We start from the raw sequence: 26,838 nt of genomic DNA, 5'->3' as shown, positions 1-26,838 counted from the left end.
CGAGGAGCGCGACATGCACTCACGACCTGCTGCCGGCGCCGCGTTGGCGGTGCTCTCCGCCGTCACCTTCGCGACCTCCGGCACCTTCGCGCGGTCACTCATCGAGGCCGGCTGGTCGGCCGAGTCGGCGGTGATCGCCCGGGTCGGCGTGGCCGCCCTGGTGCTGGCGATCCCCGCCCTGCTGTCGCTGCGCGGCAGGTGGTCCGTGCTGCGGAGCAACGCCTCGGCGATCGCGATGTTCGGGCTCCTCGGGGTGGCCCTGGCCCAGGTCTGCTTCTTCAACGCCGTGCGCTACCTGCCCGTCGGTGTCGCTCTGTTGCTCGAATACCTCGGCATCATTCTCGTCGTGGCCTGGATGTGGTTGCGGCACGGGCAGCGACCCCGCCGGCTCACCGTGGCCGGATCGGTGGCCGCCCTGGTCGGGCTGGTGTTCGTTCTCGACCTCGCCGGCACCGCCGACTTCCACCCGGTGGGCGTGCTCTGGGGGTTGGGCGCGGCGTTCGGCCTGGCCGGCTACTTCGTGCTCGCCGGCCGGGTCGACCCCCGGCTGCCCTCGGTCGCCATGGCCAGCGGTGGAATGGCCGTCGGTGCCGCCGTGCTGCTCCTCGTCGGGCTGACCGGCCTGCTGCCGCTGCACGCCACCTTCGGCGACGTCACCTTCGCCGGGCAGCCCACCAGCTGGTTGGTACCCATCGCCGGGCTGTCGCTGGTGGCCGCCGTCATCGCGTACCTGGCCGGGATCGCCGGCACCCGCATCCTCGGCCCCCGGCTGTCGTCGTTCGTCGGGCTGACCGAGGTGCTGTTCGCGGTGCTGATCGCCTGGCTCTTCCTGAACGAACTGCCCACCGGCTGGCAACTGTTCGGCGGCGCGTTGATCGTCGCCGGGGTCGCGCTGGTGCGCCTCGACGAACTGCGCGGCTCGCCCGTGCCCGCTACCCCCGAGCCCGTGCTGGCCGGCAACGCCCGGTGAGACAGTGGATGCCGTGCTGACCCACGTGGTGTTCGACGCCGACGAGACCCTGCTGGATCTACGCCCGGCGGTGACCGGCGGGCTGGTGGCCGTCCTCGACGAGATGCGGCGGCGCACACCCGCCGCGGCCGGCGTGTCGCTCGCCGAACTGGAGTCGGACTGGGGGGCGGTCTTCGGCGAGCTGAGCGCCGCCCCGGTGATGGAGATCCGCCGCGCCGCCCTCGCCCGGTCGCTGGCCCGAGCCGGCCTCGACGATCACCTGGACGAGATCGCCGCCCTCTTCTTCGCCCGGCGGTTCGCCCTCACCCGGCCCTTCCCGGACGTCGCGCCGGCGCTGGCGACCCTGCGCACCCGGTACGCGCTGGGCTTCGCCACCAACGGCAACAGCCGCGCCGAACGCTGCGGGCTCGCCGGTGAGTTCGCCTTCGAGGTGTACGCGCACGAGAACGGCCTGCCCAAGAAGCCCGACCCCGCGTTCTACGCTGCGGTAGTCCAGGCCGCCGGTGTGCCGCCGGCCAGCATCGCGTACGTCGGAGACTCGCCCGAGCACGACGTGGTCGGCCCGCAGCGCGCCGGGCTGCGGGGGATCTGGCTCAACCGGCTCAACCGACCACTCCCGCCCGGGGTGACCCCCGACCTAGAGGTGTCCGGTCTGGACGCGCTCCCGGTAGCGCTGAACAGACTGGTCGCTGCCCGTAGCGAAGACGTAGTGGACGCGTAGTCAGCCCGCCCAGCCTGGGACAGCCGCGGTCATCAGCCGCGGCGACGAGGCCTCTGACCAAGGAGTCCCATGGGCTGGTTGCAACTGTCCCTCCGCCGCCGCGGCGCCACGGCGCTCGCGGCCCTCACCATCGGCATCACCGCCGTCGTGGTACCCGCCGCCCCGGCGCACGCCGCCGGCCCCGCTGACCACGTGCTCTACTGGAACGACGTCCTGCTCCGGACCTTCCGCCAGGTCGGCGGGGCTCCCGGCCCGCTGGCCAGGGCCGGAGCCATGATGCACGGCGCCATGTATGACGCCGCGAACTCCGCGCTCTGCGCCACGGGCGCGGACCGGTGCATCGGGCAGGCGTACCGGATCAAGGTGACCCCGACGGCCGGGATCACCCCCGACCTCGCCACCGCCATCGACCACGCTGCGTACGACACGCTGCGCAGCGTCTATCCGTCGATCAACTTCAGCGCCGACCTGACCGCGGCGCAGGAGGGCATCCCCAACTCCGCGGCGCGTACCGAGGGCCAGCGGATGGGTGTTGCCAGCGCCCAGGCGATGATCAGCTTCCGGGCCGGCGACGGGGCACCGGACACCTCCACCTACGTCGACGGCACCGTGCCCGGCCAGTGGCGGCGCACCGGCTCGGGCGAGCCCGCCACGCCGAGCTGGGGGCTGACCAGGCCGTTCACCATGACCTCCAACACCCAGTTCCGGCCCGGCCCGCCGGCTGGCTACTCCAGCTACGCCACGCTGCTCGCCAGCCCGCAATATGCCGCCCAGGTCAACGAGGTGAAGAGCTTCGGCGCGGCCAGCGGCAGCGCTCGTAACGCGGACCAGACCCAGGCCGCCTGGTTCTGGGCGAACGATCTGGACGGCACCTACAAGCCGCCAGGTCAGCTCTTCGCGCACACCCGGATCGTGTCCGCCGCCGCCCAGCTGAACCAGGCTGGCAACGCCCGCCTGTTCGCCCTGGTCGGGATCACCATGGCCGACGCCGCCGTGGTGTCCTGGGACACCAAGTATCAGACCTCGGTCGACCTGTGGCGGCCGGAGACCGCGATCAAGCTCGCCGGCTCCGACTACCGGGACGACACCGCCGCCGACCCGAACTGGAAGCCGCTCTCCGCCGACCGCAACAACGTGAGCTTCTCCCCGCCGTTCCCCGCGTACACCTCGGGGCACGCCACCTTTGGGGCTGCCTGGGCAGGGGCGATGAAGGGCTTCTTCGGCGCGGACGCCTTCCGCTTCATCGGCACCACGGAGGATCCGCACGCGGTGGGGGTGACCCGCACCTTCACCAGCTTCAGCCTGGCGGCCGTGGAGAACGCCCGCAGCCGGATCTACCTGGGGGTGCACTACCAGTTCGATGCCGACGCAGGGCTGTCGTCCGGCACGGCTCTGGCCAACTACGTCGCCGGGAACTTTCTCCGACCGGCGGTCCCCGCGTACACCCTGGACGGTTTCTACGACGGGCAGAGCTACCTGGGTGGCAGCTACCCGGACGCGGTCGCCGGAGGGGCCTTCACCCTCGGGTTCAAACTCGCTGCCGGCGGCACACCGGTCACTGACCTGGGAGCCGTCACGGGCATCACCTGGAACGGGCAACCAGGAGCGAGCGTCGGCACCCTGGCCTTCACCAACGGCCGCTACCAGGTGACCGTCAACCCCGGCAAGGCGTGCGGTCCAGGCGGCCAAACCCTCTCCGTGCTGCTACGGGACGGGTCACGCCGCAATTTCGGCGTCAGTTGCACCACCGTCTGACGAACGTGGCGGGACGGGCGGCGCGACCGGATTCGGCCGCGCCGCCCACCCGTCGAGCCCCAGGCGGGAGAGCTGTTGCCGGACCTCACCGAGAATCCGCTCCGCCTCCGAGAGTCGATTGAGGGTGCGGGCCATCTCACCGGAGAGCTCTGCGGCCGGCCCGCCGGTCAGCAACGAGCGGTAGGCCAGTGTCAGCTCCGACCCCGGCTCGACGCCCAACTCGTCGCGGAACAGCCGGCGGGCCCGCTGGTAGCAGCGGATCGCCTCACCGCGCCGGCCGGCCCGGTTCAGCGCCACCAGCAGATGGCACCAGAGCGGCTCGTGCCACGGGTGCCGTTCGACCAGCGCGGACAGGGCCGGGATCAGGTCGTGGTGCCGGCCCGCCGCGAGGTCCAGGCCAATCAGTTCGGCCAGTGCGCCGAGACGCTCGTCGGCGAGCCGGGCAGCGGCGGCAGCGGCGAACGGGGCCTCGATGTCGACGAGTGGTTCGCCCCGGTGCAAACCCAGGGCGCTCCGGTACGCCTCGGCTGCCTCGGCCGGCTGCCCGGTCCCGGCGAGCGTTCGACCCTGCCGGACGAGCTGCCGGAACACGCTCACGTCCACGTCCGACGGGGCGACCTGCAACGCGTACCCGGTGGCGTGGGTGACGATCCGTACGTCCGGCAGTGCGCGCAGCCACCGGCGTGCCACCGAGATCTGGGCGTGTACCTGGGTTCGCACCGTCCGGGGCGGCGCGTCGCCCCATACCGCGTCGACGATCTGCTCGACCCGGAGCAGCGCACCGGCCTCAAGGAGCAGGAACGCCAGGACGGCCCGAGGACGCCTGCCATCAAGACGCAACGGATCCTCGGCCCCCTCAACGGTGAGCGGGCCCAACAATCGGAATCTCATGCCGGCCGGACCAAGTCACAGCGGACGGTACGCAAACGGCAGCAGCCCATCAGTCCTCCAGCCCCCGTTTCGAGGAGAACGCCAAGCAGCAGTAACCATAGAAGTTGCACGATGCGATGACAATGAGACCTACGGTCAGGGTCCGATCGGCTCCTCAGCGGTCGGCGACGATCGACCCGGCCCCGGTGCTCACCGTCGCCATCCGCGGCTGAGCAGCGCGGCGCGTACCTCGCCGAGCACTGCCGGGAACTCGCTGTGCAGCCGGCGACCGGTGACAAGCAGGACCAGCCAGCCCGCGCCGACGAGCAGATTGAGCGTGCGACGGTCCCGCTGCGGCTGATCCCGGCCTGCCTGCCGCTGGCCGTCGTACTCGACCGCCACCCGGTATTCCCGCCACGCCAGATCGGGGTGCACGACGACGCCGTTGGGCAGGCGCACCGGATGTCGAGCGATCGGCCGTGGCAGCCCGCCGAGCACCAGCCGTACGCGCAAATGCGATTCCGGCGGAGACTGTGCCCCGGGGTCGGCCAGGTCGAAGACCCACCGCGCCCGTCGCCCACCGTGCTGATGGGCGTTCCGGCCCGCTATCGCGGCCAGCTCGTCGCGGTCGGTCAACCCCCGCCCGAGCAGCGAGTCGACGATCCCGACCGCGCGGACCGGATCGAGCCAGACGGCCGTCTCCCAGGCGGCTCGACCGGGGGCCGAGCGCGGGATCGGCACGCCCGAGGCCCAGTTGGGCCGCACTGCGGTGGCCGTCCTCAGCCCGTGGCCCGGATCGGGCACCACGATGCCGCCCGCCCCGACCGCCACGGCACCCGGTCGGGGTAGCCATCTAGCCCGCCGTGGCGTTGGGCTGATGGTCGATATCGGGGTGGACGCGTTGACGTGTACGCGGAGGCCACGCTGTGCGCCGACCCGCAACTGCCGGGGCACGAGGACGTGCACGTCCTCAGTGAAGGCGGCGGCGTGTTCGATGCCGTGCAGGTGGGCGGCCGACGGGCCGCCGACCAGCACACCCGGCGGTAGTCGGAGGAGGGCGGCGCGACAGGCCAGGGTGTGGTCCCGTTCCAACCGTGCGTCGGCGTAGATGTCGTGGCGTAGGCGCACCCAGGCGGCGCTGCGCAACTGGTGCTCGGTGAGCAGGCCGCCCCGGACAGCGTCGGAGCCGCGGAAGACCTGCCAGGTCAGGGCATCGGGTCGGTACGGACGAGGTGGCATGTCGAGCAGCGTGACGGCTGCCGATCGCCCGCCGAAACCCCTGTGGACAACCCGCCTCGAGCCGACCGTCGACCGCTGTGGACAGGCGCGGCTCGACCTGCCGATCATGGTATGGCGTCCGCGGCGATCCACTCGCGATCCTGGAAATCGGGCTGTCGGAACACCCCGATTTCCACGATCCCGAGTCGATCAGGCCCAGCCGGCCAGCGAGGCGGGTGAGACGGTCAGCGGAGGGCGGCGGCGACGGTCTCGGCGGCGGCCAGCACCTGCGGGCCGATCAGGTCGACGTCCAGCGGGGCGAGCGCGACCACGCCGACGCTCGCCTCCAACCCGGGTACGCCGAGCACCGGGGCGGCCACCCCGTACGCCCCGGACTGCAGCTCCCCGCTGCTGCTCACCGGTTCCGCCAACCCGGCCCGGCCGGCCAGGATGGCCCGCCCGGCCGCTCCCCGATCCAGCGGGTGCCGCGCCCCGGTCCGGTAGGCGACGTGGAACGACGTCCAGCTCGGCTCGACCACGGCCAGCGCGACGCCCTCTCCACCCTCGACCACGGTCAGGTGCGCGGTGGCACCGGCCTGCTCGGCGAGCCGGCGCAGCGCCGGCAGGGCACTCTCGCCGAGCAGCGGCTGGGCACGTCGGGCCAGGTGCAGTACCCCGGCACCGAGGCGGAGCCGCCCGTCGGCGTCGCGGCGCAGCATCCCGTGCCCGGTCAGCGGGCCCACCAGCCGGTAGACGGCGGCACGGCCGATCCCCAGCCGGGTCGCGACCTCGGTGACGGTCAGACCGCCCTGCGCGTCGGCGACGAGGTGCAGCATCCGCAGCCCCCGGTCGAGGGTCTGCGCCATCTCCCCGACCCGCCCCGCGTCGCCCTCGGGCGGACCGGCAACCGCGCCGGGGCTGGCCGGCGTCTCATCCGAGCGTGCGGTCGCATCCACGCCTGGCAGCGTACGACCCGGCACCGGCGGACCCGGACAGGCACGGACAGCTACCCTTGTACGGTGACGCTACGCCTGTATGACACCGCCACCCGATCGGTGCGGGACTTCGTCCCGCGGGAAGCCGGCAAGGTGGGGGTCTACCTGTGTGGTCTCACTCTGCAGGCCCCGCCGCACATCGGCCACCTTCGCTCCGGCGTCAACTATGACGTGCTGCGTCGCTGGCTGTTGGCCGCCGGCTACGAGGTCACCTTCATTCGCAATCTGACCGACATCGACGACAAGATCCTGGTCAAGGCCGGCGAGCAGGGTCGCCCGTTCTGGTCGATCGCGTACGCGAACGAGCTGCTGCTCGCCGAGTCGTACCGGTCGTTGAACGTGTTGCCGCCCACCTACGAGCCGCGGGCCACCGGGCACATCCCGGAGATGCACGAGCTGATCACGAAGCTGATCGCCGACGGGCACGCGTACCCGGCCACCGACGGCTCCGGCGACGTCTACTTCGACGTGGCGTCCTGGCCGGCGTACGGGTCGCTGTCGGGTCAGTCGCCGGACGCGATGCAGTCGGCCGGGGACGCACCGGACCGGGGCAAGCGGGATCCGCGTGACTTCGCGCTGTGGAAGGGTGCCAAACCGGACGAGCCGGCGGACGCGTACTGGCCGTCGCCGTGGGGGTTGGGCCGTCCGGGCTGGCACATCGAGTGCTCGGCGATGTGCTGGCGGTATCTCGGTCCGGAGTTCGACATCCACGGCGGTGGGCTGGACCTGACGTTCCCGCACCACGAGAACGAGATCGCCCAGTCCCAGGCCGCCGGGCTGCCGTTCGCCCGCTACTGGGTGCACCACGGGCTGCTCAGCATCGGTGGGGCCAAGATGGGCAAGTCCGCGGGCAACGCGTTGGACCTGGCGTACGTGGATTCGCTCGGGGTTCGGCCGGTGGAGCTGCGTTACTACTACGCCGCGGCGCACTACCGCTCGGTGATCGACTACTCGGAGGATTCGCTGCGGGACGCGGCCACCGCGTACCGCCGGATCGAGGGTTTCGTGCAGCGGGCGGCCGAGCGGGTCGGCGCCGGGCAGCCCGGTGACCTGCCGGACGGGTTCGTCGCGGCGATGAACGACGACCTCAACACGTCCGCCGCGCTGGCCGTGCTGCAACAGCACCTGCGCGACGGCAACACCGCGCTGAGTGCCGGCGACGATGTGACCGTCCGCACCACCCTGGCCGTGGTGCGGGCAATGCTGGATATCCTCGGGATCGACCCCCTCGACCCGGCCTGGACCGGTGGCGGCCGATCGGATGATCTTCGTGCCGTGGTGGACTCCCTGATCGCGCTGGCCCTGGAGCAGCGCGCGCAGGCCCGGGGCCGCAAGGACTGGACCGCCGCGGACGCGGTACGTGACCAGCTCAAGTTGGCCGGCGTGGTGGTCGAGGACACCCCCCAGGGCCCCCGTTGGACTATTGGAGAGCAGGACTGATGGCCGGCAACTCGCAGCGCCGTGGCCGGCGACTGACGTCGAAGGCAAGCGCCCCCAAGGGCTCCGGCGGCAAGAACAAGGACTCGTTGGCCGGGCGGGGCCGTACCCTTCCCGCCGACGAGCGGCCGTGGCACAAGGGCTACTCGGGCACCGAGAAGCTGCCGCAGCGCACCGCCTGGAAGCAGGACAAGGAGCGCCGCGCGGCGGCCGAGGAGGGGCGGGCCCCGAAGATCGGTCAGCCGGGCACCAAGGACACCACCTGGGGCCGGGGCGGCGGTCGGGGTGTGCCGGCCGGCCGGGGTGCGACCGGCGGTCGGGGCGGCAAGCCCACCGCACGGTCCGGCCCCCGGGTCACGCCGGGGCGCAAGTCCAACCCCTCCAAGGACACCCCGGAGCTGCTGGTCGGGCGTAACCCGGTGCTGGAGGCGCTGCGCGCCCAGGTGCCGGCGACGGCGCTCTACACCGCCCAGGGCATCGACATGGACGACCGGATCAACGAGATCATCCGGACCGCCGCCGACCGGGGCATCGCCAACCTGGAGATCAGCCGGGCCGAACTGGACCGGATGACCGGTGGGGTGCTGCACCAGGGCGTCGGGCTCCAGGTGCCGCCTTTCGCGTACCAGCCCTTCGAGGACATGGTCGCCGCCTCCCTGGAGCAGCAGGCCCCGCTGCTGGTCGCGCTGGACGGCGTCACCGACCCCCGCAACCTGGGCGCGGTGATCCGCTCGGCTGCCGCGTTCGGCGCGCAGGGTGTCTTCGTACCCGAGCGGAGGGCTGCCGGGATCACCGCGACCGCGTGGCGGACCAGTGCCGGCGCGGCCGCGCGGGTGCCAGTGGCGCAGGTGACCAACCTGACCCGGTCGTTGAAGGCGTGCCGCGACGCCGGCTTCATGGTCGTCGGCCTGGACGCCGACGGCGACACCGACCTGTACGACCTGGAGGCCGCGGTCGGGCCGCTGGTGGTGGTGGTCGGTTCCGAGGGGCGCGGTCTTTCCCGCCTGGTCGGGGAGACCTGCGACCTGACCGTGAGCATTCCGATGATCTCCGAGGTCGAGTCGCTCAACGCCAGCGTGGCGGCGGCGGTCGCCCTGGCCGAGGTCGCCCGCCGGCGTTCCGTCGAGCTGTAGAACACGACGAGGGGCGGCCCGCCTGAGCGGACCGCCCCTGTCGGTAGTGCGTTACGTCAGATCCGGGTGCCGGTGGAGGCGTGGAAGACGTGGCTGCGACCGGCGGTCGGCTTGACGAACACGGTGTCACCCATGTTCGGCATGTTGCGACGGTCGGTGCGGACCACGAAGCGCTCCGAGTTGCCACCGAGCGCGGCGTGGCCGTAGATGTTGGCGTCCGAGCCGAGGTCCTCGACCAGCTCGACCACGACCGGCATGCCGCCCTCGGTCGGGCTGACCAGCTCGCAGTCCTCCGGGCGGAAGCCCACGGTGACCTTGCCGTCGCCACCCTCGGCACGGGCCGCCTCGACCTGCTCCCGGGTCAGCGGGATGTACATCTCGGCGAACTCGGCGCCCTTCTCGTTCAGCGGGACGGTCTTGATGTTCATGGCGGGCGAGCCCATGAAGCCGGCGACGAACACGTTGGCCGGGGTGTCGTAGAGCGCCCGCGGGGTGTCCACCTGCTGCAGGACACCGTCGAGCAGCACCGCGACCCGGTGACCCATGGTCATGGCCTCGACCTGGTCGTGCGTGACGTAGACCGTGGTGACACCCAGCTTGGCCTGCAGGGACGCGATCTGGGTACGGGTCTGCACCCGCAGCTTGGCGTCGAGGTTCGACAGCGGCTCGTCCATGAGGAAGACCTGCGGCTCGCGGACGATCGCCCGGCCCATCGCGACACGCTGACGCTGACCGCCGGAGAGCGCCTTCGGCTTACGGCTGAGGTACTCCTCCAACTGGAGCAGCGCGGCCGCCTCCTTGACCCGCCGGTCGATCTCCGACTTGGAGGTCTTGCGCAGCTTGAGCGCGAACGCCATGTTCTCGTACACCGTCATGTGCGGGTAGAGCGCGTAGTTCTGGAAGACCATCGCGATGTCGCGGGCCTTCGGGGGAAGGTGGGTGACGTCACGCTGGTCGATGTAGATCGAGCCGGCGTCCACGTCCTCCAGGCCGGCGAGCATCCGCAGGCTGGTGGACTTGCCGCAACCGGAGGGGCCGACCAGGACGAGGAACTCGCCGTCGCCGATCTCGAGGTCCAGCTCGTTGACGGCGGGACGCTCTTGGCCCGGGTAGACCCGGGACGCCTTGGAATAGGTGACCGTAGCCATGGTGAAGCGCTTCCTTTCACCGGCAGGAACGTGCCGGACGATCCGAGTGAAGGAGCGACCGGCACGTGTCCGCGCCGGTCAACGGACGCCGGCTCCGTCGCGAGGGCGCCGGGTCGTCGTCCGTGTCATGAACCGTAAACGTGTTTCCCCTTGCTGCCAAGGTGAGGGAGGATCGAACGCGGCACCCCGCCTACGCATTCCGGTCACTCCGGCACGGTCGGACATCAATCGACGCACCGCTGAGCGTCGCGAAGCCCTACCGGCGTCGGGTTGCTGACGTTTCCCGTGCTCGGGAGGCCTCGCGAGCGGGATATCCGGATGTCACTCGCTATGCTGACCTCGACGCACGCGCCCCTGTAGCTCAGCTGGCCAGAGCACTCGCCTTGTAAGCGAGATGTCGCCGGTTCGATCCCGGCCGGGGGCTCCAATTCAACCCTCCGATCCCGTATCGGTGGGCGTAACGGTCGACCGGGCGAGACGGAGGCCGATGAGCCGCGCGGTGGAGGAGTCGAACCGGGCGATGCTGCGTGCCCGGGACGCGATGGACCGGGCGTACGCCGAGCCTCTGGACATCCCCGCGTTGGCCCGGATCGCGCACGTCTCCGAGGCGCACTTCATCCGTACCTTCCGGGCCACCTTCGGTGAGACCCCGCACCGCTACCTGCAACGTCGCCGGGTGGAGCGGGCGATGGCGTTGCTGGTGGAGACCGACCGGGACGTGACGGACATCTGCTACGCGGTCGGCTTCGGCAGCCTGGGCACGTTCAGTCGGACGTTCCGCCAGATCGTCGGGGAGTCGCCCTCGGATTTCCGGCGTCAACGCGGCGCGCCCGCCAACGTGCCGTCGTGCTTCACCAAAGCCTGGACCCGACCCAGCAGTTTTGGATAAGCCGCAGGTCACGGTCTACCTCTAGCGTCATGGGCATGACGATGAACGCGATCAGCCGCTCCCAGATCTACGTCCTCGACCAGGACGAGGCGCTCGATTTCTACGTGAACAAACTCGGCATGGAGGTCAACACCGACCAGGACCTCGGCTTCATGCGCTGGTTGACGGTCAACCTGCCCGGCGACCCGGAGCGGGAGATCCTGCTGGAGAAGCCGGGCCCGCCCGCGCTGGACCCGGCCACCGCCGAGCAGGTCCGGGAACTGCTCAGCAAGGGTGCCCTCGGCGGGTACCTCTTCATGACCACCGACGACGCCCACAAGACGCACGAGGACCTCGTGGCGAAGGGCGTCGACATCACCGACGAACCGACCGAGCGCCCGTACGGGATCGACTTCGGCATCCGGGACCCGTTCGGCAACAAGATCCGCATCGGCCAGATGTTCCCGCGGGCGTAGGGGGGATCGACGATGAGCCAGGCCGCACCATTTCCCCTGGTACCACGGGCCGATGTCGGTCGGGACCGTGGCGTTCGGCCTGGCGGTGTCGGCCGGTTGGTTGTGGCTGTCCGTCACCTTCGCGCGGGCGGCCTCCGGGCGGGCCGACTGAGCTGAGAGCCCGCACAGCCGGGAGGTGCGGGGTCGCCACCGCACCTCCCGGTGTGCTGGGGTGTTCGGCATGCCGACCCGACTGCTGTACCTCGCCCGGCACGCCGAACAGGACCTGACCGGTCTGAGCAGTGCCGCGACCGAGGAGCCCGACTCCGGCCTGTCGGAGAGGGGTCGGCGGCAGGCCATCCTGCTCGGTGAACGCCTGCGGGGCCGGCGGTTCACCGCCGTCCACCACGGGCCGCTGCGCCGGGCCGCGCAGACCGCCGAGCTGATCGCCACGTCGCTGCCCGAGGTTCCGGTGTACGAGACGGAGTTGGCCGGTGACCACCTCCCACACGACACGGACCCGTCCGGCCTGCCGCCCGCGTACGCGACGTTTCTGGCCCAGTTCACGGCGGCTCAGCGGGTCGACGGGCCGCGAGTGACGGCGGAGGCGGTGCGGCGGTTCGCCGGCCCGGCCACCGGAACGACAGACGGTGACGAGCCGGTCCGCGAGTTGGTCGTGACGCACACCTTCCTGATCGGCTGGCTGGTACGGCACGCCCTCGACGCGCCGGAGCGACGATGGCTGGGCTCGAACTCGCACAACGCGGGGCTGACCGTGATCCGGTACAGCCCTGCCGGCCCGCCGAACCTGCTCGCCGTCAACGACGTGGCCCATCTTCCGCCGGAGTTGCGAGCCACCGGCCTGCCCCCGGACTACCTGGTGTAGGTGCCGGTGGCCCGCAGCAGCAGCTTGACCACCGCCCGGGTGGCCGGCGGCGGGCTCGCGTCGGCCGGGCAGTCGGCGTACCCGCTCTCGTTGCGGCCCACGACGAGCCGGTAGTGGAACACGTCTGAGCAGCTGGTCGAGGTGGGTGGTGGCCCCGACTCGGCAGCCAGTCGGGGGTCGGCGGCCAGGCTGGTCAGGCTACCCAGGTCGGCAGGAGTGAGTTTGCCGCTGCGTCGACTGCCGGCCCGGTCCACCATGGTCCACCTGCCGTCCGGCTCGACGGTGATGGAGTCACCACGCCCGGCGAAGCCGCCAGAGATTCGTAGCGTCACCCGGGGTGCCGCGCTGTCCGATGCGAGGCTGGTGGGGGCGGCATCGACAGTCGGGGCGACTGTGGGCTTGACGCCGGGCGTCGGGATGCCGGTGGCCGTCGGGGCGGGGGTCTCCGGAGGAGGATCTCCGGCGGTGCCGGCCCGGTCGGTGCTGGTGCACCCGGCCAGCAGGGCGACCAGTAGCGCGACGGTGACGCCGGTCGTCGACGTGGCTCTCATCCTCGTCGGACGCGCGGCCCGCAGCGTCGGTTCCCCGTCAACGGCATCCGCCAGACGGCATCATCGATCCCGTGCCTCGCTCGGTCATGGCAATCTTGGACAGTTTCCGTGACGCGCTAACGGAAACTGTCCAAGATCGCCCAGTACAACGCCTGCGGCGGGCCTGGCCGATCGGTCACGGGTCGGCGCGGTTATGGTCGCCGGGCCCGGCGGGCGGCGTCGCGGGTCGGGTGCGTCGCGGGTCGGTCGACGTCGTTGCGCACTGTGGCGCGGATGAGGGGATCGGGCGTGTCGGACGCGGAGTTGACAGTCGAGGTGACCGGACCGGTCGCGACGGTGGTGATCCACAACCCGGCTCGGCGTAACGCGATGACGGCCGCCATGTGGCGTCAGCTTCCCGAACTGCTCGACCGGCTGGAGCCCGACCCCGACGTACGGGCGTTGGTGCTCACCGGCTCCGGCGACGCCTTCTGTGCGGGTGCCGACCTCGGCGACCTGGCCGAGCTGCTGGACGCCGGTGACGCCAGCATCGCGGTGGATGCCGAGGAACGGCTGGCCCGTTTCGCCAAGCCGACCGTGGCGGCCATCCGGGGTGCCTGCGTCGGCGGTGGCGCCCAGCTCGCTGTCGCCTGTGACCTGCGGATCGCCGCGGACGATGCCCGTTTCGGCGTACCGCCGGCCCGGCTCGGTCTGGTCTATCCCGCGCCGACCACGCGCCGGCTTGCCCGGCTGGTGGGCCCGTCCGCCGCCAAGCACCTGCTGTTCACCGCCGAGCTGATCGGCGCCGAACGCGCCCTGCGGATCGGCCTGGTCGACGAGGTGGTGCCTTCCGACCGGCTCGCCGGACGGGTGGACGAGCTGACGGCGACGATCGCCCAGCGGTCGCCGGTGAGCGTCGCCGCCGCGAAGGAGATCATCGACGATCGGGCCGGACCGGCGCGGGTGGCCTGGTGGCACCGGAAGGTGGTGACCACCGGCGAGGCCAGGGAGGGTGTTGCGGCGATAGCCGAGCGCCGTACTCCCCGCTTCGCCTGGCAACCACCGACCGCCGACTGACCGCGTTTGAGCTGTCGCGGTCGTGGTGGAAACTGCGCGTCAGGCTGTCCGCCAGCGTTGGCTCGCGGTGCTGATCGTCGGGTTGGCGGCGGTGAGCCTCGGTCAGGTGCTGCTCGGGTTCGCGCCGTTCCACACGGTGATCGGTGGGGTGCTGATGGTGATCTGGGTCGTCCTGATCGTGGTGCTCCTTAGAGGTGCCAACCAGGGCGAGGCGTTCCTGCGGGCCCACCCCGATCTCGGCGGACGCTAGCCGCAGCGCGCTAGCAATCATCGCAGGATCTCGATCCCGGGGTGGCCCGGCCCCGGGTCGGTACGGCAGGCTGTCCGTCGTGCAGCGTGATCAGTTGCTTGCGGGCCGCTACCGGCTCATGGAACGCCTCGGCAGTGGTGGCATGTCGGCAGTGCACCGGGCGTACGACGAAGTGCTCGAACGGGATGTCGCGGTGAAGGTGCTGGTGGCCTCGGACGCGGGCGCGCGGCAGCGGATCCAGGGCGAGGCCCGGGCAGCGGCCCGGCTGTCGCATCCGCACGTCACCAGCGTCTACGACTACGGCGAGTCGTCGGTCGACGGCGTCCAGGTCCCGTTCGTGGTGATGGAGCTGCTCGGCGGTCACACTCTCGAACAACGGTTGCTGGTCGGGCCGTTGCCGCCTCGCGCAGGCTTGCGGGTCTGCGCCGAGGTGGCCTCCGCGCTCGCCGACGCGCACGCGCGAGGGTTGGTGCACCGCGACATCAAGCCGGGCAACGTGATGCTCACGCCCACCGGTGCCAAGGTGCTCGACTTCGGCATCGCCGCAGCCACCGGCGACTCGGAAATCGACTTCGAGGGGCGGTTGCTGGGCACCCCGGCCTACCTGGCCCCGGAGCGGCTGGAGGCCGGGGAGGTGCTGCCGGCCTGCGACGTGTACGCCCTCGGTCTGCTGCTGCACCGGGTGCTCACCGGCCGGCTGCCGTGGCCGGGTGAAGCGCAGACCGGGATGCTCCGCGCTCCCACACACGTCGAACCGGACCCGCTGCCCGCGATCGATGGCGTGCCGCCCGAGGTCCACCGCCTCTATCGCTGGTGCCTGGCTCGCGATCCCGCGGACCGGCCGCCGGCCGTCGAGGCCGCCCGCATCCTGCTCGCCGCCGCCTCCCTCTCCGCCGCACCGGGCGAAGACGCGAGCGGGATGGCGGCCACCGCGGCGGCTGACACGGGCGGGGCGGCCACGAACCCAGCCGCCGACGCGGCCGGGACGGCCGCCGACACCGCGGCGACCGACACCGCGGCGACCGACACCGCGGCGACCGACACCGCGGCGACCGACACCGCGGCGACCGACACCGCGGCGACCGACACCGCGGCGACCGACACCGCGTCGACCGCCACCGCGTCGACCGCCACCGCGGCGGCTGACGGCACCGGGCGAGCACATGGCGCGTCGCCCGCAGAGCCGGTCGACCCGACCGCACCAGCGGCCCCCGAGCCGACCTCGCCGGGCGGAGCGTGGCGTCGTCGGCGGGCGATGCTGGCGGTCAGCGGCGCGGTGCTCGCCGCAGTGGCGATGGCCGGATCGCTCGGCGACTCGAACAACCGCCGACCCGGGCCGCAAGGCCCGTCGACGGGTACCGGTCCGGGCACCACCACGGTGGGGATGCCGAGCAGTGAGGAGCCGTTAGTCGAGGTCGACAGCGGACCGGCCGTCGTCCCGCCGGCTGACGGCACCGCACCTGCACCCCGGTCGAGCCCGTCGACCGGCCCGAGCCCGACCGTCGCCACCCCGACAGCGACCCCGACCCCAACCCCGACCGGAGCCGCGCCGACGCCCACCCCTGGTGGGGGCACGTCCGTCGGCGCGCGCGGCGGGACAGTCACCGTTCGGTGCGTCGGGAAATCGGTCGAGGTGCTCGCGGTGACTCCCGCCCCCGGCTTCCGGGCCGAGGCGTACGACCCGGGCCCGGCGAAGCAGGTCCAGGTCGAGCTGGCCTCCGCGGAGCACCGTAGCGAGATCCGGCTGAACTGCCCCAACGGCAACCCCAGATCGAAGGTCAAGGAACGCGCCGCCTGATCGGGGGCCGGCGGGTGCCGCGCCCGGGACGTACCCGGACACGGCCCCCCGTTCCCGCCGGCCGGCCCGTCACCGCCCGGCCAGCGCCCCCCAGCCCGGGTTCACCGGTTCCCGGCGCAGTGGCATGCCCGCCTCCGCCGGCGTCCGGTCGCCCTTGCGCTGGTTGCAGGCGTAGCAGGCGGCAGTGGTGTTCCGCCAGGTGTTCCGGCCGCCGCGCGAGCGGGGCAGGACGTGGTCGATGGTGGAGGCCGCGCCGCCGCAGTACGCGCAGCACCTGTCGTCGCGGCGCAGCACACCGGAGCGGGACCACGCCGGCCCGGAGTTGAACCTCCACCTGGTGACCACGTAGCGGACCAGCCGCACCACCCGGGGCATCGGGAAGACCCCGATCACCCGGTCCGGCTCGGCCTCGTGGATCTCGGCCACCCGACGGCAGAGCATCCGGACGGCGTGTTGGACGGTGACCCGGTGCAGCGGGCCGAGGTCGGCGTTGACGACGAGGACGGCGTCCACCGGGACTCCTTTCCATACGACGACCGGACAGCGAAGAGCCGCCCGGTCCGGCTGTCGGACGGGCGGCTCGGCGCGTACGGGTACGCGTCAGTCGGGCCGGCCCGCCCGGGGACCTTCCGCTCGGCAACCGTCGCTGGGCAGCAACAACGGCACGGTGGTGACGTGCGACATCGCCATGAGCTGCTCCCGCGGTGGTGGTTGACCTTGCGCGATCACGGTAGGTCCGCGGGGGAGACACCGGCAACGTATTTCGATCGGCCCGCGTCCTCGGGACGCCGCTGGCGGCGGGACGCCACTCGCGGCGGGGCCTGCGCGGTGGTCAGTGGTCGGTTCATCCGTAGGGCCATCCGCGCGGTGAGTTCGCTGTCCAGCAGAGGGCGGTTGACCTCACCCGCGACCGCCAGCGCCGGCCCGGACACCGACCGCCAGATCGCGGCCAGTCCGGCGCCGAGGCCCACCAAGGCGACGGTGGCCCTGGTGGTCGGTGAGCCGGCTGCTGCGGCGGCACTCACCCCGACCACCACGAAGAGCACCAACAGCACGGGTGCCAGCACCGGCCAGAAGATGCCCCGTGCCGCCTGCGCCACCAGTCGCCGGTCCCGGATCATCAGGTTCCTGGCGATCACCGCGTAGTCCTCCTCGTCGAGTAGGTCGCGTGGGTGCAGGCCGCCGGTGAGCACGTCGCGCCAGAGGTCGCCCTGGCCGCGTAGCGCCCGGCTCAGCTCGGCGGGCGTCGGCGCGGCCGGGTCGCCGTGGCCCGCCCGGTCGACGGCGCTCGACCAGGCGGCCAGGGACCGACGCACCACCGCTGCCGAGTACGGCGGCAGGACGGTGGCCAGCTCGTCCAACCACCGGCTGATCTGGATCTGGCGACCGCCGAACTGCCTCAGCAACTGGGCGGCGTCGCCGGCCCGGACGGTGTCGGCCACCGACCGGCCCAGCCGGTAGGCCAGGCCGACCCGGTGGTTGGTGGCCATCGCCCAGCGGAGCACGTCCACGTTGAGGTCGTCGAGGGCGAGCAGCAGTGGCACCGGGTCGGCGGTGTCGGGCCGGTCCAGGCCGGGCAGGAGGGCACGGGCGGCGGCGGTGTCGGGCACCGGCCCGTTGTGCCTGGTGAGTTCGGCGATCTGGGCCAGTGCGACGTCCACGCCGTCGAGATACATCCGCATCCGTCGGTGGGCGGACATCTCGGTGAGGTTGGAGAGCTTGGCCGGCGGTACGGCCGGACGCGCCTCGGCGGGAGCGCCCAGTTCCGCGTGCTGCCCGTGGTGGTAGGCGTCGGCCATCCACCAGCCCAGTCGAAGGGCGGTGACGATGCAGGAGCGTTCGTCGCGGATCAGCGGGTACGCGTCGTCGCGGCCGATGTCGTCGATCGGTGGGCCGCTGTTCCCGCCGGCGCGGTGCAGTGGTGACATCTGCCGCTGCCCTCCCGCCCGGCCGATCGACGGTTGATCATTCGAGCGTACGGCAGCTTATGCGGCTTATGTCGGGTTTCGTCGATTCGGCTTGCCGCGCCCGGCCAGCAGCCCTCGCGGTCGGATCGAGCGCACCGGCTCGGCCGAGGCGCCCTCTGCCCGCAGGATGTGGTTCGCGGCGATGATCCCGGTCGCCGCGGAGCGTTCCATCAACGCGCTCGGGAAGTCCGTGGCGATGCCGTCGCCGGCCAGGTAGACGCCGGGCGCGTCGGTGCGTACCCCGGGACGCCAGGCGTGGCTGCCCGGCGTGAACGCCGGCGCCTGCGCCTCGACCCGTGCCCGCAGCTCGCGGACCCGCAGGTCGCCGGCCTCCGGCCAGAGCGCGACCAGCTCGCGGCGCATCCGTTCGGCCAGCTCGTCGGCCGGTACGTCGGGCTCGCAGGCGTACGCGTGCAACTCGATGACCGACCCGCCGGTCTGCCGCGCCCAGCGCCGAGGCTCGTTCTCCAACCGGTGGTAGAGCGTCACCGAGTCCAGAGTGGGCTGCCGGGACACCCCGCTGAACACCGCCCGCTCGGCGGCCACGTCCCCGTCGCACCAGTACCGCGCCACCGCGTACGGCGGGCCGGGCCGGCCGAACGCGGGCATTCGCGCCGCCAGCTCCGGTGCCTGCTCGACGAGATCGGGAGAGGCCGCGACCAGTGCGGCGAGCGCCGGCGGGTCGACAGCCAGCACGACGTGCCCGGCCGGGTGGCTGCCGCCGTCGGTGGTCGCCACCCGCCAGCCGTCGGCGTCGCGGTGCACCCCGGTCGCGGCGGAGCTGGTGAGCACCCGGCCGCCGTGCTTCTCGACGTGCCGGGTCAGCGGCTCCCAGATCGCCGTGGCGTAGTCCTCGTCGGGGCAGTCGAACGCCAGCCCCTCCGGGTTGCCGAGCAGGTAGAAGTGGAACTGCGCGACCATCTCGGCGGCCGACATCTCGGCCTCGTGGTTGAAGAACGAGTGCGAGAAGACCTCGAACAGCATCGCCCGCGCCCGGTCCGGCAGCCGCAGCGACGCCAGCAGCTCGTCGGCGGTGGTGCCGTCCAACTCGGCGTAGGTGCGTACCGGATCGTAGGTGAGCAGCGGCAACGCGGCGTCGCGATCCATCAGTCGCAGGTCGGCCAGGCGCAGGCTGGGGCTACGTAGCAGCAACGCGAGCAGGTTCGCCGGAGGTGCCGGCGGCAGCTTGCCGAACTCCTCGGTCGGCCACTGCTCGCTGAGGATCGGGTAGCCCGGAATGGGCTTGAGGAAGGCAAGGTCAGGGTCGACCCGGCGGAGAACCGACCGCCAGTTGTAGTACTGCCGGAAGAACGCGTGAAAGCCGTGCTCGTTCTGCTGGCTGCCGTCGGAGAGCGCCTCGGGCCAGGCTCCCAGTCGACCGCCGAGCGTCGGTGCGGCCTCCAACACCGTGACCGCCACACCCCGCTCGGCCAGCACCACCGCCGCCGACATGCCGGCGATGCCGCCGCCGACCACCACCGCCGTGGTCGGTCGCGGCACGCGGTGCGCGCCACCGCCGCCCGGGTCCACCACGTGCTGCCGTACGCCGATGAGCCGACCCACCACTTGCGACAACGCCATGGCGCACCTCCGTCGGCTCAGTCTCCCCTACGGGAGGCAGCGGCGCTCGCGGTCGGAGGCCGGCCAGACGTACTCCAGGTCCTCCGGGACGTCGTCGCCGAACAGCGGGCGGTAGTGCGACGGGTCCTTGCGCAGCAACGACGAGCGGTGGCTCAGGTGCAGGTCGTCGCGGCCCAGCCACGGCGGCAGCTCGCCGGCCCGGTCCAGCTCCTCCTGGGTCCGTACGACCCCGGCCCCGCAGGCGGCGGCGAGGTCGACGGTCATCGTGGTGGCGCAGGTGTCCGCCCGCCCCGGTTCGGTCCACACCGCGCACATGTCCAGCCCGTAGCGGGTGAGCGCCTCCTCGTACCCGGCCCACATCTTCACGGCCGGGTGGTTGCGCCAGCCGTAATCGGGTCGGGTGAGTCCGCGTAGCACCTGGATGGCCTCCACCCGCTGCTTGCCCAGCCGCTTCTGGTCCAACGCGCGGGCGCTGGCCAGGAAGTCCGGGTACGGGAGGAACGTCTGCATGTCGCTGCTCTACCCGTCGTCGGTGCGGGCATGCCTGGTCGGGGGATGATCCGGACAGGGTCGCCCGGCATGGCCGTGCTGATTACGATCCGGGCATGGCAGAGCCGTGGCGGGACAGGGCGCGACGGGCGGTCGAGTGGAACTGGCGACTGCGGTCCGCCGGCGATCCGCGACCGCACTACGTGGTCTGCGGAAAGGACGCGCTCGCCTACTACGTGGCCCGGGCGATGCTCGAATCCGAGCTGCCGGCGGGTGGGGCCCGGGTGACAGTCGTGGTGCCGGAGCGTTACCGCAGCAACGGCCCGGACGTGGCGGCACTACGAGGAGTCCGGGTGGTCCGCTCGGATCGGCTGGACGTGGACACCTTCGAGGCCGCCGGTCTGGCCGGGGCGACCGGGTTGGCCCTGCTGAACCAGGACGACGTCGGCAACCTGCATGCCGCGCTCTGCGCGCAGGCCGTCGACCAGCGCGTCCGCCAGGTGCTGCGGATGTTCAACGGCACGCTCGCCGACGGGGTGCGCAAACTGCTGAAGGCGCCGGTCGAGGTGCTCTCCGACGCCGAGATGGCCGCGCCGGCCTTCGTGGCCGCCGCGCTCAACGAGGTCGACCCCAGCTCCTTCCAGCATCGGGACAAGACGCTGCGGGTGGCGCGGCGGACCGACGTCCGACCGCAGGATGTGGTCTGCGCCTTGGCCCACCTCAACGAGGCGCAGGGCGTCGAGTTGCTGCCGGCCGAGCAGGCCGGTGCGGACCTGGTGCTCGCCGAGGCGACCGGGCAGCCGCCGGGCACCGAGGTTGCCGCCCGTCGACTGGTCCGAGCCCGTCGGCGGCGTCGCCCGGTCGCCGTACTCATGCGGGCCATCCGTGGTTTTGCCACCCGCAAGATCGGCATCGCGGTGATGATGGTGCTCGCGCTGATCGCGGTGCTGGGGGCGCTGATCTCCCGCGCCGAGGACGTCTCTCCGTTGGAAGCGTTGTACCTGACGCTGGTCACCACGCTCAGCGGCGCCGACCCGGACACCGGCAAGCCGCCGGACGCGCAGATCATGCAGGTGGTGCTCAACCTGGCCGGGTTGGCGCTGATCCCGCTGATCACCGCGGTGGTGGTGGACGGCATCGTCAACGCCCGGCTGGCTCTGCACAGCGGCCGGTTGCAGCCGGCGCGGGCCGGGCACGTCGTCCTGATCGGCCTGGGCAACGTCGGGACGCGGGTGATGGCGCAGCTCCGCGAGTACGACGTCGAGGTGGTGGCGATCGACAAGGATCCGGAGCCGCGCGGCGCAGCCCTGGCCCGTCAACTGGAGGTGCCGCTGATCGTCGGCGACGCCGCGCTGCCGGAAACGCTCGTCGCCGCGTCGGTGGCGGACTGCCAGGCGCTGGTGGTGGCGTCCACCGACGATGTCGCCAACCTGGAGGCGGCACTCACCGCTCGCGATCTGCGTAACGACCTGCGGGTGGTGCTGCGGTTCTTCGACGGTGACTTCGCCGAGCGGGTGGAGGAGACCTTCGCCCTCGGCGTGTCCCGGTCGGTCTCCTACCTGGCCGCCCCGGCCTTCATCGGGGCGCTCACCGAACGCGCGGTGATCACCACCATTCCGGTCGACCGGCACGCGCTGCCGGTGGCCGAGGTGCCGGTCGCCGCCGGATCCGAGCTGGACGGACGACCGCTGGAGGTGGTCAACCGGGACGGGCAGGTCCGGCTGATCGCCCGGACTCCGGCCGGCGGTGGCAAGACGATCTGGTGGAAGGACCTCGACCCCCGGCAGGTGATCTTCGCCGGTGATCGACTGACCGTTGTCGCCCGGCGGCGCGGGTTGGACTGGCTGACGCGGCGGTGCGCCCCACCCGTGCCGGGCAGGACCCTGACGCCACCCGGTCACATCGGATCGGTGCCCCGGCCCGTACCGACCCAGTTGGCAGCAGGACCTGAACCACTGCCGGGACCGACAGGTCAGGAGGTCGCTGCTTCGGCGCCCGGTGCAGCTCATCCGGTACCGACTCCGTTGTCGCCTGTCGACGGCGCGTCACCGCCGACCCGGGACGCGGAGGCCACGTAGATGAACAGGCTGTCGGGTTGTCCGCCGATCGATGGTCGTGGGGTGCTGATGTCTACGGTGCGTTTCGATGGTCAGAGGCTTCGCGAGGTCCTCACCACCCTCACACTGTCCGGACGCATTGCGTTCGCGGCCAGTTGCGTCGAGGTTCTGGTGGCCTCGTACGTGAGATACAGCGAGTTGGAGCAGGTTGGTGACGCCAACCTCGTGCGGGCCAGCGTCGACGCTGTCTGGTCGGCTCTGGAAGGCCGCGAGCCGGAGGTGATCCATTCGGACCTGCCGTCGCCGGAGTCGGTGAAGGAGCTGTTGCCCTCGGCGGATGAATGGAACGAATGGGCACCCCAGGCAGAGGATGCGATCGCGTCGCTCGTCTACCTGCTCGAGCTGCTGGGTGCCGATGACGCCTCCTATGCCGCGTACACCGCCGAGCGGGCGTATGCGGCCGTCGACGAATTCGCGGCTCGCGAGCAGGGCCTCGAAGTGCTCGACGCGGACGACCGGGAGGCCTTGCGGGAGTCGCCCCTCGTTCAGGCTGAGCTGCGGCGTCAAGCGGAGGCATTGAGACTCCTGCAGGAGTCGACGGTCGAGCGGTCAGCCGTCACCGAACTACGTACCGCTGCTCGACGGCTCTCAGTTGGTGGGGCGCTGTAATCGGCAGGGGCCTCATGATCTGCAAGATCGGCGATCGGTCAGCGTGAACGGACCGGCGCTGAGTGACAATCCATGCATGCGTTTCCGCATCCTGGGGCCGACCCAGGTGCTGCTGGCCGACGGGCGCGAGATTCCTGTGGGCGGCCCTCGGCTGCGCGCGCTGCTGGCGCTCCTTCTGCTCGACGCGGGACGGGTCGTCTCCGCCGACCGACTGATCGACGGCCTGTACGGCGAACGCCCTCCCCGAGGTGCGGCCAACGCGCTCCAGTCCCAGGTGTCGCGCCTACGTCAGACTCTGCCCGCCGAGCAGAACCCGATCGAGTTCCACCCGGCCGGCTACCGCCTCGCCGTGGATCCCGAGGATGTCGACGCGTACCAGTTCGAGCGACGTGCCGAGGCCGGGCGGCGCGCGCTCGCCGGTGGTGACTGGCCCCGAGCGGCGACCGTGTTGCGCGAGGCGCTGGCGCTGTGGCGTGGCCCCGCCCTGGCCGATGTTCCGGGTGCGCCCGCCCAGGCGGCCCGGCTGGACGAACTACGGCTGGCCGCGATCGAAGACCGGGTCGACGCGGACCTGGCGATGGGTGCGTCGGCAGCACTGGTCGCGGAGCTGCGGGAGTTCGTCGCCGCGCACCCGCTGCGGGAGCGGTCACGGGGCCAGCTCATGCGTGCCCTGTCCGCACTGGGCAGGTTGGCGGAGGCGCTGGCCGAGTTCGAGGCCGCCCGGAGCACGTTGGCCGAGCAGCTCGGCACCGACCCGTCGGCGGAGCTGGCCGCGATCCACCTCGCGGTGCTGCGAGGTGAGGAGAGCGCGTCGACCCAACGGGCGTTGCCGAGCCAGCTCACCACGTTCGTCGGTAGGGACGAGGAGCTCAAGCGCGTCGGCGATCTGCTCGGCGAGCGGAGGCTGGTCACCCTCATCGGTCCCGGAGGAGCAGGCAAGACCCGGTTGGCGATCGAGGCTGCGGGCCGGGTCGACGGGGAGGTCCGCTTCGTCGAACTGGCCGGGTTGGCCGACGGTTCGGACGTACCGCAGGCGGTGTTGAGCGCGCTCGGCCTGCGCGACGCGGGCCTGCGCGCCCCGGCCGAGCCGGGCCGGCAACCCACCGACCGGTTGGTCGAGGCGCTCGCCGAACGCCGGCTGCTGTTGGTGCTCGACAACTGTGAGCACGTCATCGCCGATGCCGCCCGGCTGGCCGCGCGTCTGCTGGGCGCCTGCCCGGCCCTGCGTGTCCTGGCCACCAGTCGCGAGCCGCTTGGGCTGGCCGGCGAGGCGTTGTGCCCGCTGTCCGGGCTCACCCTGCCACCGCTGGGAGCGTCCGCGCCGGAAGCCGACGACTACGCCGCCGTCCGCCTCTTCGCCCAGCGGGCCGCCGACGTCGTACCCGACTTCACCGTCACGCCGGCCACCGTCGACACGGTGCTGCGGATCTGCCGCACCCTCGACGGCCTGCCGTTGGCTATCGAGTTGGCCGCCGCCCGGCTGCGCGCACTGCCCGTCGCCGAGGTGGCTGCCCGCCTCGACGATCGGTTCCGGCTGCTGTCGATGGGCAGTCGGGCCGCGCCGCCGCGACACCGGACGCTCCGAGCCGTGGTCGAGTGGAGTTGGGATCTGCTCGGCGATGCCGAACGGACGATGGCTCGACGCCTGACCGTCTTCGCCGGCGGTGCGACGCTGGAGGCTGCCGAACAGGTCTGTGGCCTGCCCAGGGAGGAAGTCGTCGACGCACTGACCGGCCTGGTCGACAAGTCCTTCGTGGAGATGTCCGGTGGCCGGTACCGGATGCTGGAGACGGTCCGCGCCTTCTGCGCCGAGCGTCTCGCCGACGCGGGCGAGGCCGACGACCTGCGCCGTGCGCACACCGCGTACTTCCTGGAGTTCGCCTGGACCGCCAGCGACCACCTCCGGCGAGCGGAGCAGTTGCACTGGTTGCGGCGGCTCGACGCCGAGCGGGACAACCTCCATGCCGCGCTGCGCCGTGCCACCGTTGCCGGAGACGCGGCCGACGCGGCCGGGTTGGTCGCGGCCCTGTCGTTCTACTGGTGGCTGCGCGGCATGCGTGGGGAAGGGGCCCGGCTGGCCGCCGACGTCCTCGACGTGCTCGGTGCCGAAGCGCCTCCCGGGCTGCGCGAGGAGTTCGCGCTGTGCGTCTACAACGCCTCGCTCAGTGGATCCGGGCCGCTGGACTCGCTGAGAACACAGCCTTGGGTCATCCGCAGTCTCGACCGACCGCCCCGGCAACCCTTCCTGCTGTATCTGTCGGGAATCTCGGCCGGCCCGCCGTCCGGCGGGTCCGAGCACGTCAACGAGCTGATGCGGGAGCTGCGACGGCTGGTCGGCTCGGACGTGTGGATCAATGCGTTGGACGCGATGGGCAGCGGCTCGGTGCAGATGTGGATTGGTCGGTGGGACGAGGCCGGGACGGCACTGGACGCCGCGCTCGACGGCTTCCGGCAGGCCGGGGACCGTTGGGGGTCCATGATCACGCTGGGCGTGCTCGGCGAACTCGCCGCCTGGCGCGATGATCCGGAAGCGGCGGGCGCCTACATGGACCAGGCCATGGGCTTGGCCGAGGAACTCGAATCGACTGTCGACCAGGCCGACATGCTGCGTACGCGGGGCGAGATCGGGCTGCGCGCCGGTGACCTCGGCGCGGCGCACGACGACTTCGCCGCAGCCCTGCTCCTCGCGCAGCGCAGCGGCGCACCGGAGTTCGTCGCCGGCGCCCGGCTCGGCCTCGCCCAGGTGGCACGGCTGCGCGGTGATCTGGTCGAGGCGAGGCGGTTCTGCGAAGTGGCGCTCACCGGCGGACTCACCGGCTGGTACGTCGGCGACGCCACCCGGACGGAGATCATGTTCGTTCTCGAACAGATCGCCGAGGCGGAGCAGGCCGGCCCCGGTGCGCCGCCGTCAGCGGACCGTGCGTGACTCGTCAGCGGACCACCGCACCGTGGGGGCATGACGACTTTCGAGGTGGTCGCCGAGGGGCTGGGCAAGCGGTACGGCCCGACCCGAGCGCTGGACACGTTCAACCTGGCCGTGCCGGCCGGCACGGTGTACGGGCTGCTCGGCCCCAACGGCGCGGGTAAGACGACGGCGGTACGGGTCCTTGCCACGCTGCTGCGTTTCGACGCCGGCAGGGCCAGCGTGGCCGGGTACGACGTGCTGCGCCAGCCGGACGAGGTGCGCGCCCGGATCGGGCTGACCGGGCAGTACGCCGCGGTCGACGAGATCCTCAGTGGCCGGCAGAACCTGGAACTGTTCGGCCGACTGTTCCGGCTCGGCCGGCGGCAAGCCCGCCATCGCGCCGACGAGCTGCTGGAACGGTTCGGGCTGAGCGAGGCGGCGAGTCGGTCCGCCGGCGAGTACTCGGGCGGAATGCGCCGACGGCTGGACCTCGCCGCCAGCCTGATCCGTACCCCCCGCGTGCTCTTCCTCGACGAGCCGACGACCGGCCTGGACCCGCGCAGCCGTAACCAGGTGTGGGACCTGGTCCGCGGCCTGGTCACGGACGGGACCACGGTGCTGCTCACCACGCAGTACCTGGAGGAGGCCGACCAGCTCGCCAACCGCATCTCGGTGATCGACGCCGGGCGGGTGGTGGCCGAGGGCTCACCGGACGAGCTGAAGTCGATGACCGGCGGTGACCGGATCGAGGTGGTGGTCCGTGACCTCGCCGCGCTGACCCGGGCCGCCGGCGTCGTCGCGCCGATCTGCGGTGTCGAGCCGGAGGTCGATCGGGAGATCCGGCGCCTCAGCGTCCCGGTGGCCGACCGGGTGGCCGGGCTTGTCGACGTGGTGCGGGCCTTGGACGACGCCGGGATCGCGGTCGAGGACATCGGTCTGCGGCGCGCGACGCTGGACGAGGCGTTCCTGTACCTGACCGGGCACCGGCCCGACGAGGCCCGCGAGCCCGTCGGCGCCGGACGAAAGGCGGACCTGGCATGACGGCAGCGGTGGCCGACG

The 26,838-nt window shown here is 72.0% G+C and carries 24 protein-coding genes and 1 tRNA gene; 16 read left to right on the top strand and 9 right to left on the bottom strand.

From position 1 onward, the window contains the following. The first annotated feature begins 13 nt into the window (after window positions 1–13). The 3 genes from O7614_RS31540 (at window position 14) to O7614_RS31530 (ending at window position 3,446) form a co-directional block, all read left to right on the top strand. Window positions 14–970, top strand: coding sequence for a DMT family transporter (locus tag O7614_RS31540; RefSeq protein ID WP_278141994.1), 957 nt, complete (start codon window positions 14–16; stop codon window positions 968–970). 13 nt (window positions 971–983) lie between these two features. After that, complete coding sequence (locus O7614_RS31535) at window positions 984–1,691, top strand: HAD family hydrolase (protein WP_278141993.1); 708 nt, start codon at window positions 984–986, stop codon at window positions 1,689–1,691. A 69-nt stretch (window positions 1,692–1,760) separates the two neighbouring features. Then, window positions 1,761–3,446 carry a vanadium-dependent haloperoxidase gene (locus O7614_RS31530; RefSeq protein WP_278141992.1) on the top strand — a complete coding sequence of 562 codons (1,686 nt, stop codon included), beginning with the start codon at window positions 1,761–1,763 and terminating at the stop codon, window positions 3,444–3,446. On the opposite strand, the gene O7614_RS31525 is transcribed toward O7614_RS31530, so the two are convergent. The 3 genes from O7614_RS31525 to O7614_RS31515 all read right to left on the bottom strand — a co-directional run bounded on the left by O7614_RS31525 (window position 3,408) and on the right by O7614_RS31515 (window position 6,400). Next, window positions 3,408–4,337, bottom strand: coding sequence for an AfsR/SARP family transcriptional regulator (locus O7614_RS31525; protein ID WP_278141991.1), 930 nt, complete (start codon window positions 4,335–4,337; stop codon window positions 3,408–3,410). The two genes, O7614_RS31530 and O7614_RS31525, sit on opposite strands and share 39 nt — an antisense overlap. A gap of 189 nt (window positions 4,338–4,526) precedes the next feature. Then, on the bottom strand, window positions 4,527–5,555 hold the full coding sequence (locus O7614_RS31520; protein WP_278141990.1) for a hypothetical protein: 1,029 nt from the start codon (window positions 5,553–5,555) through the stop codon (window positions 4,527–4,529). Window positions 5,556–5,779: 224 nt separating this feature from the next. Next, the gene (locus tag O7614_RS31515; RefSeq protein WP_278142445.1) at window positions 5,780–6,400 is read right to left on the bottom strand and encodes a helix-turn-helix domain-containing protein; all 621 of its coding nucleotides are present in this window, start codon (window positions 6,398–6,400) and stop codon (window positions 5,780–5,782) included. 153 nt (window positions 6,401–6,553) lie between these two features. Between O7614_RS31515 and cysS the strand changes: the two genes are divergently transcribed. Together cysS and rlmB are read left to right on the top strand one after the other, a co-directional pair. Beyond that, complete coding sequence (gene cysS / locus O7614_RS31510) at window positions 6,554–7,969, top strand: cysteine--tRNA ligase (RefSeq protein ID WP_278141989.1); 1,416 nt, start codon at window positions 6,554–6,556, stop codon at window positions 7,967–7,969. Beyond that, complete coding sequence (gene rlmB, locus O7614_RS31505; protein ID WP_278141988.1) at window positions 7,969–9,099, top strand: 23S rRNA (guanosine(2251)-2'-O)-methyltransferase RlmB; 1,131 nt, start codon at window positions 7,969–7,971, stop codon at window positions 9,097–9,099. The genes cysS and rlmB overlap by 1 nt, the downstream gene beginning before the upstream one ends. Window positions 9,100–9,155: 56 nt before the next feature. Here the strand turns inward: rlmB and ugpC are convergent, their stop codons facing one another. Further along, window positions 9,156–10,247, bottom strand: coding sequence for a sn-glycerol-3-phosphate ABC transporter ATP-binding protein UgpC (gene ugpC, locus O7614_RS31500; RefSeq protein ID WP_278141987.1), 1,092 nt, complete (start codon window positions 10,245–10,247; stop codon window positions 9,156–9,158). 350 nt (window positions 10,248–10,597) lie between these two features. Between ugpC and O7614_RS31495 the strand changes: the two genes are divergently transcribed. The 4 genes from O7614_RS31495 to O7614_RS31480 all read left to right on the top strand — a co-directional run bounded on the left by O7614_RS31495 (window position 10,598) and on the right by O7614_RS31480 (window position 12,456). Beyond that, window positions 10,598–10,674: transfer RNA gene (locus tag O7614_RS31495), tRNA-Thr, on the top strand. A 60-nt stretch (window positions 10,675–10,734) separates the two neighbouring features. Continuing rightward, a complete protein-coding gene (locus O7614_RS31490; RefSeq protein WP_278141986.1) occupies window positions 10,735–11,136 on the top strand; it encodes an AraC family transcriptional regulator in 402 nt (133 codons plus the stop codon). Between the two features lie 35 nt (window positions 11,137–11,171). Then, on the top strand, window positions 11,172–11,591 hold the full coding sequence (locus tag O7614_RS31485) for a VOC family protein (protein ID WP_278141985.1): 420 nt from the start codon (window positions 11,172–11,174) through the stop codon (window positions 11,589–11,591). 220 nt (window positions 11,592–11,811) lie between these two features. Continuing rightward, complete coding sequence (locus tag O7614_RS31480) at window positions 11,812–12,456, top strand: histidine phosphatase family protein (protein WP_278141984.1); 645 nt, start codon at window positions 11,812–11,814, stop codon at window positions 12,454–12,456. Here O7614_RS31480 and O7614_RS31475 read toward each other — a convergent pair. Next, on the bottom strand, window positions 12,444–13,007 hold the full coding sequence (locus tag O7614_RS31475) for a hypothetical protein (RefSeq protein ID WP_278141983.1): 564 nt from the start codon (window positions 13,005–13,007) through the stop codon (window positions 12,444–12,446). The genes O7614_RS31480 and O7614_RS31475 overlap by 13 nt on opposite strands. Before the next feature lie 273 nt (window positions 13,008–13,280). On the opposite strand from O7614_RS31475, the gene O7614_RS31470 reads away from it, so the two are divergent. From O7614_RS31470 to O7614_RS31460, 3 genes are all read left to right on the top strand, one after another. After that, window positions 13,281–14,063, top strand: a complete 783-nt coding sequence (locus O7614_RS31470; RefSeq protein WP_278141982.1) for an enoyl-CoA hydratase/isomerase family protein — start codon at window positions 13,281–13,283, stop codon at window positions 14,061–14,063. 22 nt (window positions 14,064–14,085) lie between these two features. Beyond that, window positions 14,086–14,313: a hypothetical protein gene (locus O7614_RS31465; RefSeq protein WP_278141981.1), complete on the top strand. Its 228-nt coding sequence runs from the start codon at window positions 14,086–14,088 to the stop codon at window positions 14,311–14,313. A gap of 79 nt (window positions 14,314–14,392) precedes the next feature. Next, window positions 14,393–16,111: a serine/threonine-protein kinase gene (locus O7614_RS31460; RefSeq protein WP_347404388.1), complete on the top strand. Its 1,719-nt coding sequence runs from the start codon at window positions 14,393–14,395 to the stop codon at window positions 16,109–16,111. 69 nt (window positions 16,112–16,180) lie between these two features. Here O7614_RS31460 and O7614_RS31455 read toward each other — a convergent pair whose 3' ends face one another. The 4 genes from O7614_RS31455 to O7614_RS31440 form a co-directional block, all read right to left on the bottom strand. Then, entirely contained in the window at window positions 16,181–16,624 is a 444-nt protein-coding gene (locus O7614_RS31455; protein WP_278141980.1) for an HNH endonuclease, read from the bottom strand. A 212-nt stretch (window positions 16,625–16,836) separates the two neighbouring features. After that, window positions 16,837–18,039, bottom strand: a complete 1,203-nt coding sequence (locus tag O7614_RS31450; protein WP_278141979.1) for a hypothetical protein — start codon at window positions 18,037–18,039, stop codon at window positions 16,837–16,839. A 66-nt stretch (window positions 18,040–18,105) separates the two neighbouring features. Beyond that, window positions 18,106–19,659, bottom strand: coding sequence for an FAD-dependent oxidoreductase (locus O7614_RS31445; protein ID WP_278141978.1), 1,554 nt, complete (start codon window positions 19,657–19,659; stop codon window positions 18,106–18,108). Between the two features lie 27 nt (window positions 19,660–19,686). Next, window positions 19,687–20,169, bottom strand: a complete 483-nt coding sequence (locus O7614_RS31440) for an MSMEG_6728 family protein (RefSeq protein WP_278141977.1) — start codon at window positions 20,167–20,169, stop codon at window positions 19,687–19,689. 95 nt (window positions 20,170–20,264) lie between these two features. Between O7614_RS31440 and O7614_RS31435 the strand changes: the two genes are divergently transcribed. The 4 genes from O7614_RS31435 (at window position 20,265) to O7614_RS31420 (ending at window position 26,820) form a co-directional block, all read left to right on the top strand. Further along, window positions 20,265–22,226 (top strand): NAD-binding protein, encoded by a 1,962-nt coding sequence (locus O7614_RS31435; protein ID WP_278141976.1) that lies wholly within the window; start codon window positions 20,265–20,267, stop codon window positions 22,224–22,226. Beyond that, window positions 22,227–22,874 carry a DUF416 family protein gene (locus tag O7614_RS31430; protein ID WP_278141975.1) on the top strand — a complete coding sequence of 216 codons (648 nt, stop codon included), beginning with the start codon at window positions 22,227–22,229 and terminating at the stop codon, window positions 22,872–22,874. Window positions 22,875–22,950: 76 nt separating this feature from the next. Further along, window positions 22,951–25,800 carry a BTAD domain-containing putative transcriptional regulator gene (locus O7614_RS31425; RefSeq protein ID WP_278141974.1) on the top strand — a complete coding sequence of 950 codons (2,850 nt, stop codon included), beginning with the start codon at window positions 22,951–22,953 and terminating at the stop codon, window positions 25,798–25,800. Between the two features lie 30 nt (window positions 25,801–25,830). Continuing rightward, on the top strand, window positions 25,831–26,820 hold the full coding sequence (locus O7614_RS31420; RefSeq protein WP_278141973.1) for an ATP-binding cassette domain-containing protein: 990 nt from the start codon (window positions 25,831–25,833) through the stop codon (window positions 26,818–26,820). The last annotated feature ends 18 nt before the right edge of the window (window positions 26,821–26,838 follow it).

The organism is Micromonospora sp. WMMD961, assembly GCF_029626145.1.
In the GTDB taxonomy this organism is placed as follows: domain Bacteria; phylum Actinomycetota; class Actinomycetes; order Mycobacteriales; family Micromonosporaceae; genus Micromonospora.
Note: the sequence above shows the minus strand (reverse complement) of the source record. Positions and strands in the feature narration are given on the sequence as shown.